We start from the raw sequence: 14,714 nt of genomic DNA on the forward strand, positions 1-14,714 counted from the left end.
TAGGAACAAATTAAAAATGATTTGCAAAAGAAGGTGTGACAATGAAAAAGGTTGTAATTTGGGGTGTAGGACAAGGTGGACAAATGATGAAAAATCTCTTAAGCCCAGATATGAAAATTGTGGCGTATTGTGACAATAATAAAAAAATGCAAGGAACTAAGATTGACAGTGTACCTGTTGTTAATGAGCAGCAGCTTTTGGATATAGAACCAGACTATGTTTATGTAGCAATTTTAAACAAAGATGCCTGCAGGGAAGTAAAGTTACAAATTGAAGCATTAGGACTCAAATGCAGTATTATTAGTATTACTGAATATCGACAGCAGTTAGATATTCGTCTTGCAGTTTTAAAATTGATTGCTAGAGAGGTGGAGCAGAGAAATATTCAAGGAGATGTAGCAGAATTAGGAGTATATCAAGGCAAATTTGCAGCTGAGATAAACGCTTTATTTCCAAAGAGAAATATATATTTATTTGATACTTTTGAAGGATTTGATGGGCGTGACATAGAAATTGAAAAGAGAAATGAATTTTCCCACAGTGAAATTGGGAAATTTAATGATACCAGTATAGACGTGGTATCCAGTAGGCTGCCTTATAAAGAACAGGCTATATTTAAGAAGGGATACTTCCCTGATACTGCCCATGGAATAGACGTAAATTTTGCAGTGGTTAGCTTAGATGCAGATTTGTATCAGCCAATATATGAAGGATTAAAATTTTTTTATCCCCGTATGAGTATAGGAGGATATATGATTATGCATGACTATAATAACACTCAATTTTCTGGAGTAAGGGAGGCGGTACAACAGTTTTGCAGAGAAGAAAATGTATTTGTAGTTCCAATATGCGATTTACATGGAACTGCTGTAATAGTTAAACAGTAGATATGCACAAACATTATATAGAGTTCCTAAGTAAAAATAACCGTATACTCCGGATATTTTTTACAAACACAAGCCCGGTTAAATATTTTGATAAGCCTAAGTGAAAAATCTTAAAAAATCTAAGAACTTTTGAAAACTCGTACCTCAAACAATCCAAAAGTCCTAAGATTTTTACGAATTTTTCACTAAGCCTTATATGCAAAACATTTAAATGTGCTTGTTTATTGTAAAAATATTTCTACGTATACGATTATTTTTAAGCTAGAAAATCTATATACGGCTTTTTCTAATTAAAACTTGAACTCATACGCAAAAATATCATGACAAAGTTTTGGCAGATAAAGTTAAAATCACTTTAAAAAGTAGCTGTCTAATATGCAAAATTGCCATTTATAAATACGGGGATTTCTCTTCCGTCTTCTGTAACTCCTGTTATATCTAGATCCTCTGTTCCAACCATAAAGTCAACATGCTCTAGAGAAGAATTTATACCTGCGTTTTTTAAATCTTCTTTACTCATATTTTGACTATCTTCTAAACAGGTAGGGTAACCTTCACCTATAGCTAAATGGCAGGATGCATTCTCATCAAAAAGTGTGTTGTAAAATAATATATTTGAATTGGAAATAGGTGAATTAAAAGGTACTAATGCAACTTCACCCAGGTAATGAGAACCTTCATCTGTTTCAATAAGATTTTTTAGTGTTTCATAACCTTTTTCACAGGTAAAGCTTATAATTTTACCACCCTTAAAAGTTAGAGAGAACTTTTCTATAAGATTGCCATTGTAATTTAAAGGTTTTGAACTTACAACTTTTCCATTTACACCCCATTTTAATGGAAAAGTGTACACTTCTTCTGTAGGCATATTTGCCATGAATTCTATACCTTCAGGTGTAGATGATGAACCACCAAGCCATATGTGATCTTTTGAAAGTTCAATCTTTAAATCAGTACCTAGTGAATTTTTGTATATGAGATATTTAAATTTATTTTTATTGAGAAAATCCATACTTTTTTTAAGATTTGTTTTATGGGTATCCCATGCCTTTATAGGATTTGGTCCATCTGCCCTTACAGTCTTAAATATAGTATCCCACAGTTTTTCAACTGCTTTTTCTTCGGAAAGGTCTCCAAAAACTTTTTTTGCCCAGGATTTAGTTGGAACTGATACAACACACCAGGAATTTTTATCTGTCATAATCCTTTCTCTATATTCAGAAAGTGCAATATTTTGGGCTTTGCTTGCTCGCATTAATCTTTTTGGATTTACATCTTTCATAAGTTCTGGATCTTGGGCATAAATACTTAAGAATGCAGCTCCAGATTTAGCATAGGATGTATATAATTCTTTTTTCCAATTTGGAAACTCATCAAAAATTTCGTCTTTTCCATTTAAATATTTAATTTTTGTTGAAAGTTCATCACTCCAATTTATTATTACATCCCGTGCACCTTGTTTGTAGGCAGCTTCAGAAATTAATCTGGTAAATTCAGCACATTCTATTGGTGAATTTATAACTAATATTTGATTGTCTTGTATATTAAGACCTGATTTTACAACTATTTTTGAATAATTTTCTAAATAATTTTTATTCATATCTATATCTCCTTTATCTTCATAATTGTTCTGAAACAATTAATTCTATAGAACTTTTTTCAATTAATTGGTTATACGCTTCAGGTGGAAATTTATCTGTTATTAAGTAATCTATATCATCTAGATTACAGTAAGTTACTAGAGAACAAATATCAAATTTTGAATAATCTGCAAGTATAAATACTTCACTGCTTTTTTTTACTGCAATTTTTTTAATTTCACTTTCAAGTGGGGAAGAATTTGTAACCCCATTAGTTAAGGATATTCCTGTGGTATTCATAAAAGCTTTATTTATATTATAATTTTTAAGCAGGTTTAAAGAATCTATTCCTGAAAAAGAATTTGTTTCTCGATTTAATGTTCCTCCAGTTGAAATTATGTTCAAGTTAGTATATTTTAAGCAGTTTATGATAAAGTTTGGATTATTTGTTACTATAGTAAGGTTATTTTTATCCTTTAAAAAATCTCCCATATTTAAAGTTGTTGTACCTGAATCTATAAATATTATATCTCCATCTTTAACGAAACGTGAAGCAGCTTTTGCTATTAAATCCTTAGTGTAGGTATTTTTTATTTGATTTTCATTAAATGGCGATAACAGTTTAGAATTTGATGCAACACTCCCGTATACTTTTTTTATGTTTCCTCTTTTAATTAGTTCCTGTATGTCTCCACGTATAGTGTTTTTTGATACATTAAAAACATCAGTTAAGGTATCTAAGGTTACAGTATTTTTATTTAACACATATTCCTCTATCTGGTTTATTCTCTTTGATTTCATAATACCATACCTTTCAAAAATCTAAATTTAATATGTTAATAGTAAAACATCATGCAGCATTAGTGAGTTTTACAGGGAATATTATCCAGGTGCGTAGCAGTGCTTATCCCCCACTTTGATAGAAAAGCAGATATCCCAAATCTTTGATTTGGTGATAGTCGCTTTCACTGTGTGCGATGGGGGTGTTAGCAATGGTAGCAATCGGATAAAAATGTGCCAATATTTTATGAAGTAAATTTACGATTTTTTTAATTTAATTTTAACTTTAATCTGATAATATGAAAATTAAATCATACACATAGAGAGGTGGATTTTTAATGATAACAAATACACATCTGCTAATTTCTAAAATTATATATAATTATTGTGGAAAAAAGTTAAATATTAAATTGAACAAATGGAGTTTTGCATATGGTAACATAAAACCAGATTTCGTAAAAGATGATTCCAATTATTGTCATTGTATAAGCGGAAGTATAAATATGGTAAGAGAATATTCCAAGCAGTTGATTCACAATAAAATGTCAATTAAAAAATATTCTATTACTTTAGGTATGGTATGCCATTTCATCTGTGACTATTTTTGTTTATATCATACAGAAAAATATAAAAATAAAAATATTTTTCAACATCTGATATATGAAATAGTACTTCATTTTATTTTTATAAAACTTCTAATATGCGGAAAACTAAAAACTATTATAAATAGAGATATCGTTAAAAAGGATGTAGTATTAATAATAAATGATGTCTACCAAAAGTATGATAAGGAAGATAAGTCTTTTACAAAAGATATAAATTATGCAATTTCAGCAGCAATAATGATTACAGAAATAATAGTAAGCTCAGACAGATTGGGGTATAATTATGTCAGAAATAATAGTAAGGTATGTTGAATAGCTTGTTTTAATAAGAAGGTGTATAGTTAGAATATATAATAAGATGGTAGACAACTATTTTGATATGGAGGTGGCAGTTTGGAGGATTTTAGGATTCTTTTAGTAGAAGATGAAAAGCAAATGTCAATGTTTATTCAAATGGAGCTTACCCACGAAAAATATAAAATTGATGCAGCATATGATGGAAGAGAAGCTTTAGAAAAGGTGGAGGATAAAGAGTATGATTTAATTCTTCTTGATATTATGATACCAAATCTAAATGGAATTGAAGTTTGCAGAAGAATAAGGCAATTCTCTCATGTACCTATTATAATGCTGACTGCTAAAAGTGATATACCAGACAAGGTTTTAGGACTTGATGCAGGGGCTAATGATTATTTAGCTAAACCCTTTGCAATAGAGGAATTATTGGCAAGAATACGTGTATATGAAAGAGATAAAGCATTGAAAAATCAAACTGATCAAATTAAAGTAAAAAATATTGTCATGGATAATAAAACACATCAGGTTTTAAGAGATGGCAAAGAAATTGAACTTACCAAAACAGAATATAATCTTCTTAAAATGCTGTTAATTAATAAAAATATTGTACTTACAAGAGATAAGTTAATTGAGGAAGTATGGGGATATGATTATTCAGGGGATACTAATGTGGTAGATGTATTTATAAGGTATTTAAGGAGTAAAATTGATAATGAATGTCAAGATAAGCTTATAACTACCATAAGAGGTGTAGGCTATGTTATCAAAGATAATTAATCGTACTTTAAAGATTATTAAGGGTGCAAAGATCTCTATAAAGATAACAATAGTATATGCTTTTATGTTTTCGGTAGTACTGCTTTTATTAAATGCATCTATTTTATATGGTGTAAAGTATTATTTATATAACCAATCAAATAAACAAATAGATGATATGCAAAACATAATATTAAATAATATTATGGCAAAAAATCAGCAGTTGGATTTGTCAGATAAAGGGATCTTTTTAAATATTCCTTCTAAAGAAAATATATTTATAAGAATAATACAAGAAAGTGGTAAAGTAATAAATTCATCCGAAAAATTTGATTATAAAATTAAACTTCCTCATAATAATGATAAAAAAGTTCAGAATAGGGAAAGACACATGGAAGATAAAGATAGACATTTGACATATAAAAACGTTAAATTTCAAAGCAAAAAATATGGCACTGTATATATTCAAATAGTAAAAGATATGAATAGTGAATATAATTTTATGAAAATATTATTTGGAGTTATGGCTGCAGCTGATTTTATAGGAATTATCGCTTCTATTATATTAGGGTATATTGTAAGCAAGAGAATGTTAAGGCCCATTGATTATATAACTAAGACTGCTGAAAATATAAGTATTAACAATTTAAAAGAAAGAATAGAAGTAAAAGAACCTGAAGATGAACTGGAGAGACTTGCCAGCACTTTTAATAAGATGATAGATAGGCTTCAAGAAGCCTTTAATAAGCAGGCACAATTTGTATCAGATGCTTCACACGAACTTAGAACTCCTGTTGCTGTTATTCAGGGCTATGCCAATCTATTGGATAGATGGGGGAAAGATGACAAAGATGCCTTGGAAAAGTCAATTTATGGAATCAAATTAGAAGCTTCTAATATGGCTAATTTAATTGAGAAGTTATTGTTCCTTGCAAAAGGTGACAGTGGTACTCAGTTGATAGAAAAAAAGGAATTTTGGCTTAATGAATTAATTGATGAGGTAGTTAAAGAAAGCAAAATAATAGAACAAAATCATATAATATCTAGTAATAAAAATGATACTGTAAGAGTTTTTGCAGATTATAAGATGATAAAACAAATGCTAAGGGTATTTATTGATAACAGCATGAAATTTACTCCAGAACATGGAAAAATAGATATAAGTTCAGAAGTACAGGGTAAAGTTGTAAAAATAACTGTTAGTGATACAGGCATCGGAATACCAAAAGAAGAAATTCAAAATATATTTAATAGATTTTATATCGTAGATAAATCAAGATCTAAAGAAAAAGGAGGAACAGGGCTTGGACTATCTATTGCTAGATGGATTATAGATATGCATCAGGGGACTATAGATGTAGAAAGTGAAGAAGGAAAAGGTACAAAAATAACTGTTACGTTAAACTTAGATAAGTAATGTAGTAATATTTAAAATAGTTATAAGGCGAAAAATTTAATTTTTCGCCTTACTAATTTTTTGTCATATTTTTTTAAGGTACAGAGTAAAGATCATTTTTTAACATAAATCTAAGAACTTTTTAACCCAATTTTAATCTACTAAGTTGATAATATATAAGAGGATAAAAGCTATTAAATTTTAATTATGAGGGGAGAAAAATATGCATTTAAATATTTTAAGAAAAATAGATATGTTTGATAATTATATTTTATTTTCTATTAAGAAATATGTACAAAATAAATATTTAGATATGTTGATGCCTATAGTGACAAATATGGGGAACCTGGGTATTGTTTGGATTATTATAGCTATTATTCTAATATTAGATAAACCATATAGGATTATTGGAAGTGTAGTGATATTAACACTAATTGTGAGTACAATTGCTGGGGAAGGAATAGTGAAACATATAGTGAGACGAACTAGGCCATGTAACCAGCAAAATAGTTTGAATATGTTGATTTCAAAGCCAATATCTTATTCTTTCCCTTCAGGACATACTTTGTCTTCCTTTGCTGCTGCAGAAGTGCTGTCCATGTATTTTACTGAGTATAAGTTGATATTTATAGGAATAGCATTTTTAATAGCTTTATCCAGAATGTATTTATATGTTCATTATCCAACAGATGTTATAGCAGGAGTTATACTTGGCATATTATGCTCAAAATTAATTTTTATAATTTTACAAGAAGGGCTTATGGAAAAGGCTGCTATATTTTATCAAAATATATTATGAAAAATTGTTTTTAATACTTTAATAACATGAGCATAAAAATTCTAGCTCATGTTATTGAAAAATTAGTTATTTCAGTTTTTGTAAATACCTATATACAATAGGTTTATCTGAATTTTTACTGACCAATGGAACTACATCTCGAATCATAACTTTATTAGAATTATTATCTATGCTTAAAATAAAATTTACAATGTTTTCTGAAGTATACGGATTACTGAAGACTTTTTGAGCATGTTTAATTTTGTATAATTTAGTTCCATTATTTGAGATTAAATTATTTATAATAGTTTGTAGATTATCAATATCTTTACATACTACTCCAAGATTGTATTTTTCAATAAATTTTGGATTTTCTTCTTCTTGACCTGGCAAAGCACCAGTTATTATTAGTGGTACACTGCATGCAATGGCTTCCATCATAACATTGGGACTTCCTCTTGTAAATGCTATATCAGAAGACATCATTAAATCTTGTATATTTTCAACAAAACCATATATCTCAACTTTGCTTCCGTATTTTTCAACCAATGATTGATGTAATTTATTTTTTAGTGATGTATTTCTACCTGCAACAATCTTTATTTCACAATTAAAGTTAAGGAGAAGAATCTCGGCTATTTTTTCCATATTTCCAACACCTTCACCACCGCTCATTATTAAACATTTTAAAGGTTTGCTAGTATTATAGTTACTATGTTCTATGAGACTATTTGAATAGTTGTAAAATCTTGAACGCACTGGAAATCCTAACACTTTTATTTTATCTTCCATAACACCAAATTCCATACATTTATCTTTTGCCTCTTGTGTAGGACTTATAATGTAATCAGCTCTTGGATCTGCCCATAGTGGGGATATACTTATTAGATCTGCAATAAGAGTAAGCACAGGTATTTTGATATTATATTTCTCTAGTATGTTTATAACAGAGCCATTAAAATTAGGATGTATTGTTAAAATTAAATCAGGATGTACCTCTTTTAGCAATTTCAAAAATCTATCTTTTATTTTGAATTCAATGATTTCATTGATGAGGGAAGGATTTGTAGAGGATATATCCCATATCAATTCCCATAGGCTCTCGGATTTTCTAGTAATTGGACCATATGCTTTACCTATGTTTAGTAAGGTCGTTCCGCCAAGAGAAAATCCATCAACAACATGAATTTTAACGTTATCATATTTTTGAAATTTTTCACATAAAGCCTCTGCTATACTCTTATGCCCATGTCCTGTAAAATTAGAGGAAATGATGAGTATATTATTAACCATAATATACCTCCTTTCGTTAGATAAATTAGGTACTTACTAGTATTATAATGAGTAAATAGCTGCGTAAGTTTATAAAAATTATAAGTAGGACACCATTATCATTCGTATTATATACTAGCTAATTAAATTTAAAGTAAGTTTAAGATTTCATTAAAATTAGATTAAATTTAGTATCTTGATCAGTTAATAAATACATATATAATTTATTTTAAGTAGTTTTTCATTTTTTATAAATTAATTTTGCAGTATAAATTATTAGATTGAGGTTATTTAGGATATATTAAGGAAGTAGGTTACAATAGTGGACATTTGACAAAATACATTAAAATTATATTTCAATAAATTACAATTTTAAAGGAGCTATCACTATATGAATACTAGTAATATAAAAATAACTTATACCATATTTGTTTTTGTAGCCCTGGCAGCTTTTGATAACCTAATTATAGGATTATTTCCACCACTTTTTTCGTCTATTGCAAAGGATTTAAATATACAAGTGTATTCATTGGGAATTGTCTCAGCTGCTAACATTTTGGTTACATCTCTTTCATCAATTTATTGGGGATATCTTGCTGGAAAATTTAATAGAAAAAGACTTATTATGATAGGTACTATTTTTTGGTCAGTATCGGTATACTTAACTTCACGTTGTAGTAGCTATACTCAACTTTTTATTTTTCAATTTTTTACTGGATTAGGACTTGGGTGTATAGCTTCAATTGGATTTAGCGTTTTGACTGATTATATTCCCTATAAGTTTAGGGGAATGTTATTAAGTCTTTGGGGCATGTCGCAGGGATTTGGTGGAATAGCAGGAGCTTTAATGGCATCACTTATTGCTCCTGCTACAAGCTGGAGAAAACCTTTTGAAGTTGTCAGTATTATTGGATTCTTATTAATTATTTTGTATTTTTTTATAAGAGAGCCTGACTTAGGTGAATCAGAACCAGAATTACAAGATATTATTAAAGCAGGATATAAATATACTCCCAGCATTGAGTTTAAGTATTTGTATGATATTATTTCCAGAAAGAGTAACGTCTTATTGTTTTTACAGTCCTTTTTTATGAATATAACAACTGGAAGTTTGATATGGCTTCCAGCACTATATATTTCAAAAATTCAAAATCAAGGATATAGTATGAAGACTGCAATTATTGCTTCAGGATATCTTTTTGCCATATTTCAATTAGGTGGTTTGACATCACCTTTTTTTGGATATCTTGGAGATATACTTCAAGGAAAAACGTATAGAGGAAGATCATTACTTACATCTTTTTTTATTTTTATAACCATGATATTTTACATAGCAATGTTTGTAATTCCAATGAATAAACTATTATTACATGATAGCAACAACTCTTTGTTAATACTTTTAGACTTATTAAGGCAAATTATTATGAATCCCTGGATAAGTATGATATTTATATTGTCTTTTTTTGCAAGTGCAGCTCAATCTGCAAATACACCAAATTGGCTTGCTTTAATAACTGATGTGAATCTTCCAGAGTATAGAGGAATAGCTTTTAGTATAGCTAATCTTGCTAATGGGCTAGGAAGAGCTATAGGAAATGCTGGAGTGGGTGTTTTATTATCCGTTGTTTCCTTATATGTAGGAGAACCGCAGAATTATATAATTACGTTAGCATTATTTGAACTATTTTTAATTCCTTCATCTTTATTCTACATAAAGATGGCAAAGAATAATGAAGAAGATATAAATGAGGTGAAATCCATTCTTCGTAAACGAGCTAAATTAATTAATTAAACAGCTAGTTGGTTTAGGCTCTATTTTATATAACTATATGAGAATCTGTCCCTGCAAATTAAATTGCAAAGTCGATCATTTAAATGTCCTTAGTTAATATTACCTTCTCCTTTTTTTGGCTTTAATAAAAAAGTATATAACAACAATTAGAATAGTAGCATAGGTTAAAATTTGACCAACTTGTGTTACAATAGGAACTATAGATTCCCAAGAATCACCAAACCAGTATCCTAATCCTAAGTACATACATGACCATAATAACTCACCTAAAGCAACAAATAAATTGAAGGTACCCAGTTTGTATTTTGTGATACCTGCTGCTGCGTTAACAAAAGGACCCATAGCTGATATTAAAAACCTAGTAAAAAAAATTGCTCCTTTGCCATGCTTTTTTAAATAATTTTGTGATTTTATTATTTTAGGTTCAAAATAAGTTTTTAATCTCAAAGATTTATTTAGAAACTTATTATCTATAATTTTCCACATAATATAGGCAATATTATCACCAACACATGAAAAAAGCCAAATTTCTAATAGAAGAATTACTATATTGAATTGACCGGCATAAGCAAAAGCTCCAGATGCTATTACTACCAAACTTGCTCCTGTAGGGACTCCTATGCATCCAAACATGATTAAGATACTTAAAAACAAAATGTTATAATTTCTAAAATATATTATTAATAAATTAGTAAGATTGTTCATGCTTTTTACCCTCTAGATTTCTATAGCGTTGAAGAAGTTTCTTTAAGTTCCTTTTCATTTGTTCTTGATTTTTATTATATTTTTTTGTTAATTGGATAAGAGGTATATTTTCATCTCCACTGTGAGGAATAATTTCCAAAGCTTTAAAAATCTCTTGCTCATTTATATTATATTTGTGAGATATTTTTTTAACAGTTAACCATTTATAAGTACTCATATTTCCAAGTTGTCTACTTTGCTTAGTAGGAATTTGAATATTTTTAAATTCTTTGTGTAGTGTTATAGACTCCTTAGTTATTATAAGTGCAATTATAATAATTAAAATTGATAATATGCTTATTTTTAGATTTTTCATTACAAATATTTACCTCACTTATATTACTTTAGTTATATATAATATATCGTTTCACAGCCTTATATTAATATGTACTAAAGTTTATAAATATAAAAATCGGTATCCCTTTTTAATTTTGAGGTACCGATTGTAAGCTTTGATTAGTTATTATTCCATATTGCTTATAATGAACTGCTTGATGGTTCTGTCAAGTTATTTGATGTTTGTGTAGTTTGACTAGACTCTGATACTCCCTGCGTCTGTTGTCCATGATGATGGTGATGTATTGCTGTTTGGCTTATAGCGTTTGCTTGATCCTGAGTAATAGTTCCATTAGCTACAAGACTGCTTATAGGGTTTGTTTGGTTACTATTATATGTTCCTGATGGATTAGCTTGTCTTGCTGCTTGAAAGGCATTTTTTATAGCATTTTCCTGATCTTGTGTAATTGTTCCACTAGCTACCAAGCTGTCCAATGGACTTTTATGTACAGTACTGCTTGTCACATCTTGGCTAGAACTACTTACAGCTTGAAGTCCATTTTGGCTAAACTTTAGTGAGTCCTGTGATTCTGTACTTTTATGATGGTGATGATGCATTTTTGGTTGAGCTTGTGTGTTTGAAATCTGTGTATTGTTCTGGGCATACAAATTATATTGATTTGAATTACTATTTATTGTGTTCATATTTTTCACCTCTTAATTATTTATATTAGGCTATCTAATTAGAAGACGACCCATTATTTCTATGTTGAAAATTTCCCTTTAGTTTTTGAGTAACAGCATCAGCTTGAGCTTGAGTAATAGTACCATCACTTACCAATTTACTTAAAGGATTAAATCTTTGTTTGTTTTGAGTGCTTCCTTGTTGATTATTCTGTGTCTTATTTTTGTTCCCATTAGGACGTGTTGTATAGGCTGCTGTAATTTTATCTGCCTGTGCTTGTGTAATAGTTCCTGCAGTTACTAAAGATTTAACACTATCTTGTATTCTTTGTCCCATCTGACCAGAAGAAGGTCTAGCACCACTTTGTGATATGTTTTTTGTATTACTGCTAGCTGCCTTAGATGTATTATTTTGGCAGCCAGTAAATAAGATTGTAGACATGCAAATTACAAGTGAGCATACTGTTGCTTTTCTTAAAAAGGTATTTTTGGTCATCAAAGGTATCTCCCTTTTATACATGATAAATTTTTTATTTTTTAAATATCTTGATTATAAATAGGAATTGTGACAGCCCTGTGACAACTATGTGAATAAATAATCATCAATGAATTTATTTGCTAGAATTTTCAAATTTATTTATTAGATTATGATTTGGAATATTATCGTTATTTTATAATAACTTTTATCTAAGGTGTAGTAAGATCTTTGTCTTGCAATCCTGAATGCACCTGCTGCATATAATTATGCCAAATTTGTCCCGGGTATGTTCCACCATATAAGTTATCAACATACCTTGGTATATCATATCCAACCCATACTACTGTAGTATAGTAGGCAGAATATCCGCATAACCAGCCATCCTTCTGGTTACTTGTTGTACCAGTCTTAGCAGCGCTAGTAATTCCATTAAGCCTTACATTATATGCAGTACCCCAGGTATTTTCTAAAGTGCCTTTTAAAATATCCGACATTAAATAACTTGCATTATAGTTATATACTCTTCTCTTTCCTAAGTTATTTTCATAAATAGTTTGTCCTTGGCTATTTACAATACTACGTATGCATGTAGGAGCAATAAATTCTCCTCCCCTTGCAAGTGTTGAATAAGCAGATGCCATTTCTATGGGAGTTACTCCATAAGTTAAACCGCCTAATGCAGCAGATAGAGTGTAATCTTCTTTTACAATTTTATTGAAATCCATATCTCTTACGAAGGATAATCCATAAGCAGGGGTTATGTCATCAAATACTTGGTATGCAACGCTATTTAATGACATTTGCACAGCTGTTCGTATAGATATATCTCCCATATAAACATCACCATCATTATGAGGGCCTCCATCTATGTAATGATCATTTATAATAGTTGTGTCATCATATCCTTTTTCAAAGGCAGGAGTATAAACTGCCAAAGGTTTAAAAGACGACCCAGGCTGTCTAAAGCATTGAAATGCCCTATTCAAATAATCTTTATGAGGACTTGTTCTACCACCCACTATTGCTATAACATATCCAGTTTTATTATCTATTGAAACAGATGAACCCTGAAGAGAATATATTCCTTTATTTTGCTCTGTAAAATCTAGGAGCCCATTATCTAAGGAATCTTGTAGAAGTTTTTGTTTATACATATCTATAGAAGTATAAATTTTATATCCATTAGTGCGGATGTCATTTATACATTCGTTATATACATTAGAATAATCTTTATCATAACTAGCCATATCCTGCTGCGTATCGAATGTATTTTTAAATTGGAATCCATTTAGCTTCATAAGCACTCTTGCAGCACAATCAAGAGCATAGGATTCAACCCATACATTTCCATCATATTTTTCTGGATTTAATACAATCTTATAGTTAATTGCAGTAGTGTATTGATAATCTGTAATATAATTATTTTTCCTCATTGATAATAGGATAAGATCTCTACGTTTTAATGTATTGTTTATATTCTTTATAGGGTTATAGTAAGTAGGATCATTAGGTATTGCAGCTAAAAAACATATTTCTGATAAATTAAGTTCATTACAACTTTTGTTAAAATATCTTCTTGAAGCCGCCTCAATGCCATAAGTATTATTAGCAAAATTAATATTATTAACATAAAATTCTAGGATTTGTTGTTTAGTATATTTTTGATCTAATTTTATAGCAATTATTATTTCTTCTAATTTTCTTTTGTAAGTTTTGTTAAAATTTAAAAACACAGTCCTTGCTAGCTGCTGTGTAATTGTACTTCCACCCTGTGTAATTTTTCCCTTGCTTTTTATAATAGAATATAAAACTCTAAGGTTTGCCTTTATACTAAAAGCACCATGATTAAAATAATCTTTGTCCTCTATAGATATAAAAGCATTTTTTACAGCTTGAGGTATGTAAAAAGATGTTAAATATAGAGAATTCTTTGAACCATATAGTTTATTTATTACAGTATTTTTTGAATCATACAAATAAGTTGTTTGATGCCCATGAAAAGTACTATATGATATAGAATTTACTTTAGCTGACGCATCATTATAGAGTGATACTGCTATAGATAAATACTTAATACAAAAGAGTAATATAACTATTAGAAATACAGAAAAAACTTTGAGCAGTGTATGTTTTTTTACTTTATGAGTTTTTTTGCTTTTTTGCTTTTTTGGCAATTGAGTCACTTCCATTTTTAATTGTGTGCTTATAATAATATCCCCAGTAAACTTTGCATATATACTTTATATTGGAACTGCAATGTATTTAAAACATCTCCTTGTTTTAATCAATTTATAGAAAATTTAAGAATTATTTAATCTGATTTTAATGATGTAATAATATTATTAATTTATGGTGTTATCATATGGAGTAATTTTCTTTACAGCTGGCT

The 14,714-nt window shown here is 29.2% G+C and carries 14 protein-coding genes; 6 read left to right on the plus strand and 8 right to left on the minus strand.

Annotated features, from left to right (window positions below):
* Nucleotides 1-41 precede the first annotated feature (41 nt).
* The gene (locus WY13_RS05760; protein WP_063554751.1) at nucleotides 42-887 is read left to right on the plus strand and encodes a TylF/MycF/NovP-related O-methyltransferase; all 846 of its coding nucleotides are present in this window, start codon (nucleotides 42-44) and stop codon (nucleotides 885-887) included.
* A 370-nt stretch (nucleotides 888-1,257) separates the two neighbouring features.
* Here the strand turns inward: WY13_RS05760 and WY13_RS05765 are convergent, their stop codons facing one another.
* Both WY13_RS05765 and WY13_RS05770 read right to left on the minus strand, forming a co-directional pair.
* Nucleotides 1,258-2,487, minus strand: coding sequence for an aminopeptidase (locus WY13_RS05765; protein WP_063554752.1), 1,230 nt, complete (start codon nucleotides 2,485-2,487; stop codon nucleotides 1,258-1,260).
* Nucleotides 2,488-2,506: 19 nt separating this feature from the next.
* Complete coding sequence (locus WY13_RS05770; protein ID WP_063554753.1) at nucleotides 2,507-3,268, minus strand: DeoR/GlpR family DNA-binding transcription regulator; 762 nt, start codon at nucleotides 3,266-3,268, stop codon at nucleotides 2,507-2,509.
* A 317-nt stretch (nucleotides 3,269-3,585) separates the two neighbouring features.
* Between WY13_RS05770 and WY13_RS05775 the strand changes: the two genes are divergently transcribed.
* From WY13_RS05775 to WY13_RS05790, 4 genes are all read left to right on the plus strand, one after another.
* On the plus strand, nucleotides 3,586-4,164 hold the full coding sequence (locus WY13_RS05775; RefSeq protein WP_063554754.1) for a zinc dependent phospholipase C family protein: 579 nt from the start codon (nucleotides 3,586-3,588) through the stop codon (nucleotides 4,162-4,164).
* An 81-nt stretch (nucleotides 4,165-4,245) separates the two neighbouring features.
* On the plus strand, nucleotides 4,246-4,926 hold the full coding sequence (locus WY13_RS05780; protein ID WP_063554755.1) for a response regulator transcription factor: 681 nt from the start codon (nucleotides 4,246-4,248) through the stop codon (nucleotides 4,924-4,926).
* Nucleotides 4,907-6,322 carry a sensor histidine kinase gene (locus WY13_RS05785; RefSeq protein WP_082848401.1) on the plus strand — a complete coding sequence of 472 codons (1,416 nt, stop codon included), beginning with the start codon at nucleotides 4,907-4,909 and terminating at the stop codon, nucleotides 6,320-6,322. The genes WY13_RS05780 and WY13_RS05785 overlap by 20 nt, the downstream gene beginning before the upstream one ends.
* Nucleotides 6,323-6,524: 202 nt before the next feature.
* Entirely contained in the window at nucleotides 6,525-7,100 is a 576-nt protein-coding gene (locus WY13_RS05790; protein ID WP_063554756.1) for a phosphatase PAP2 family protein, read from the plus strand.
* 66 nt (nucleotides 7,101-7,166) lie between these two features.
* Here the strand turns inward: WY13_RS05790 and WY13_RS05795 are convergent, their stop codons facing one another.
* On the minus strand, nucleotides 7,167-8,372 hold the full coding sequence (locus tag WY13_RS05795; RefSeq protein WP_063554757.1) for an MGDG synthase family glycosyltransferase: 1,206 nt from the start codon (nucleotides 8,370-8,372) through the stop codon (nucleotides 7,167-7,169).
* 370 nt (nucleotides 8,373-8,742) lie between these two features.
* Here WY13_RS05795 and WY13_RS05800 point away from each other — a divergent pair, with 370 nt between their 5' ends.
* A complete protein-coding gene (locus tag WY13_RS05800; protein ID WP_063554758.1) occupies nucleotides 8,743-10,143 on the plus strand; it encodes an MFS transporter in 1,401 nt (466 codons plus the stop codon).
* A gap of 99 nt (nucleotides 10,144-10,242) precedes the next feature.
* Here the strand turns inward: WY13_RS05800 and WY13_RS05805 are convergent, their stop codons facing one another.
* The 5 genes from WY13_RS05805 to WY13_RS05825 all read right to left on the minus strand — a co-directional run bounded on the left by WY13_RS05805 (nucleotide 10,243) and on the right by WY13_RS05825 (nucleotide 14,499).
* The gene (locus WY13_RS05805) at nucleotides 10,243-10,848 is read right to left on the minus strand and encodes a DedA family protein (protein ID WP_063554759.1); all 606 of its coding nucleotides are present in this window, start codon (nucleotides 10,846-10,848) and stop codon (nucleotides 10,243-10,245) included.
* Complete coding sequence (locus WY13_RS05810) at nucleotides 10,832-11,203, minus strand: hypothetical protein (protein ID WP_063554760.1); 372 nt, start codon at nucleotides 11,201-11,203, stop codon at nucleotides 10,832-10,834. The genes WY13_RS05805 and WY13_RS05810 overlap by 17 nt, the downstream gene beginning before the upstream one ends.
* Before the next feature lie 161 nt (nucleotides 11,204-11,364).
* A complete protein-coding gene (locus tag WY13_RS05815) occupies nucleotides 11,365-11,868 on the minus strand; it encodes a hypothetical protein (RefSeq protein ID WP_063554761.1) in 504 nt (167 codons plus the stop codon).
* Nucleotides 11,869-11,902: 34 nt separating this feature from the next.
* Nucleotides 11,903-12,343, minus strand: a complete 441-nt coding sequence (locus WY13_RS05820) for a hypothetical protein (RefSeq protein ID WP_063554762.1) — start codon at nucleotides 12,341-12,343, stop codon at nucleotides 11,903-11,905.
* Between the two features lie 191 nt (nucleotides 12,344-12,534).
* A complete protein-coding gene (locus WY13_RS05825) occupies nucleotides 12,535-14,499 on the minus strand; it encodes a transglycosylase domain-containing protein (protein WP_063554763.1) in 1,965 nt (654 codons plus the stop codon).
* Between the last annotated feature and the right edge of the window lie 215 nt (nucleotides 14,500-14,714).

Source organism: Clostridium ljungdahlii (assembly GCF_001636845.1).
GTDB classification, from domain to species: Bacteria; Bacillota; Clostridia; order Clostridiales; family Clostridiaceae; genus Clostridium_B; species Clostridium_B ljungdahlii_A.

Excerpts from the sequence above, each read along its gene's own strand:
- WY13_RS05800 (WP_063554758.1), top strand. The coding sequence starts at position 8,743 with ATGAATACTAGTAATATAAAAATAACTTATACCATATTTGTTTTTGTA.
- WY13_RS05770 (WP_063554753.1), bottom strand. The coding sequence starts at position 3,268 with ATGAAATCAAAGAGAATAAACCAGATAGAGGAATATGTGTTAAATAAA.
- WY13_RS05775 (WP_063554754.1), top strand. The coding sequence starts at position 3,586 with ATGATAACAAATACACATCTGCTAATTTCTAAAATTATATATAATTAT.
- WY13_RS05790 (WP_063554756.1), top strand. The coding sequence starts at position 6,525 with ATGCATTTAAATATTTTAAGAAAAATAGATATGTTTGATAATTATATT.
- WY13_RS05795 (WP_063554757.1), bottom strand. The coding sequence starts at position 8,372 with ATGGTTAATAATATACTCATCATTTCCTCTAATTTTACAGGACATGGG.
- WY13_RS05785 (WP_082848401.1), top strand. The coding sequence starts at position 4,907 with ATGTTATCAAAGATAATTAATCGTACTTTAAAGATTATTAAGGGTGCA.
- WY13_RS05810 (WP_063554760.1), bottom strand. The coding sequence starts at position 11,203 with ATGAAAAATCTAAAAATAAGCATATTATCAATTTTAATTATTATAATT.
- WY13_RS05760 (WP_063554751.1), top strand. The coding sequence starts at position 42 with ATGAAAAAGGTTGTAATTTGGGGTGTAGGACAAGGTGGACAAATGATG.
- WY13_RS05765 (WP_063554752.1), bottom strand. The coding sequence starts at position 2,487 with ATGAATAAAAATTATTTAGAAAATTATTCAAAAATAGTTGTAAAATCA.
- WY13_RS05815 (WP_063554761.1), bottom strand. The coding sequence starts at position 11,868 with ATGAACACAATAAATAGTAATTCAAATCAATATAATTTGTATGCCCAG.
- WY13_RS05805 (WP_063554759.1), bottom strand. The coding sequence starts at position 10,848 with ATGAACAATCTTACTAATTTATTAATAATATATTTTAGAAATTATAAC.
- WY13_RS05820 (WP_063554762.1), bottom strand. The coding sequence starts at position 12,343 with ATGACCAAAAATACCTTTTTAAGAAAAGCAACAGTATGCTCACTTGTA.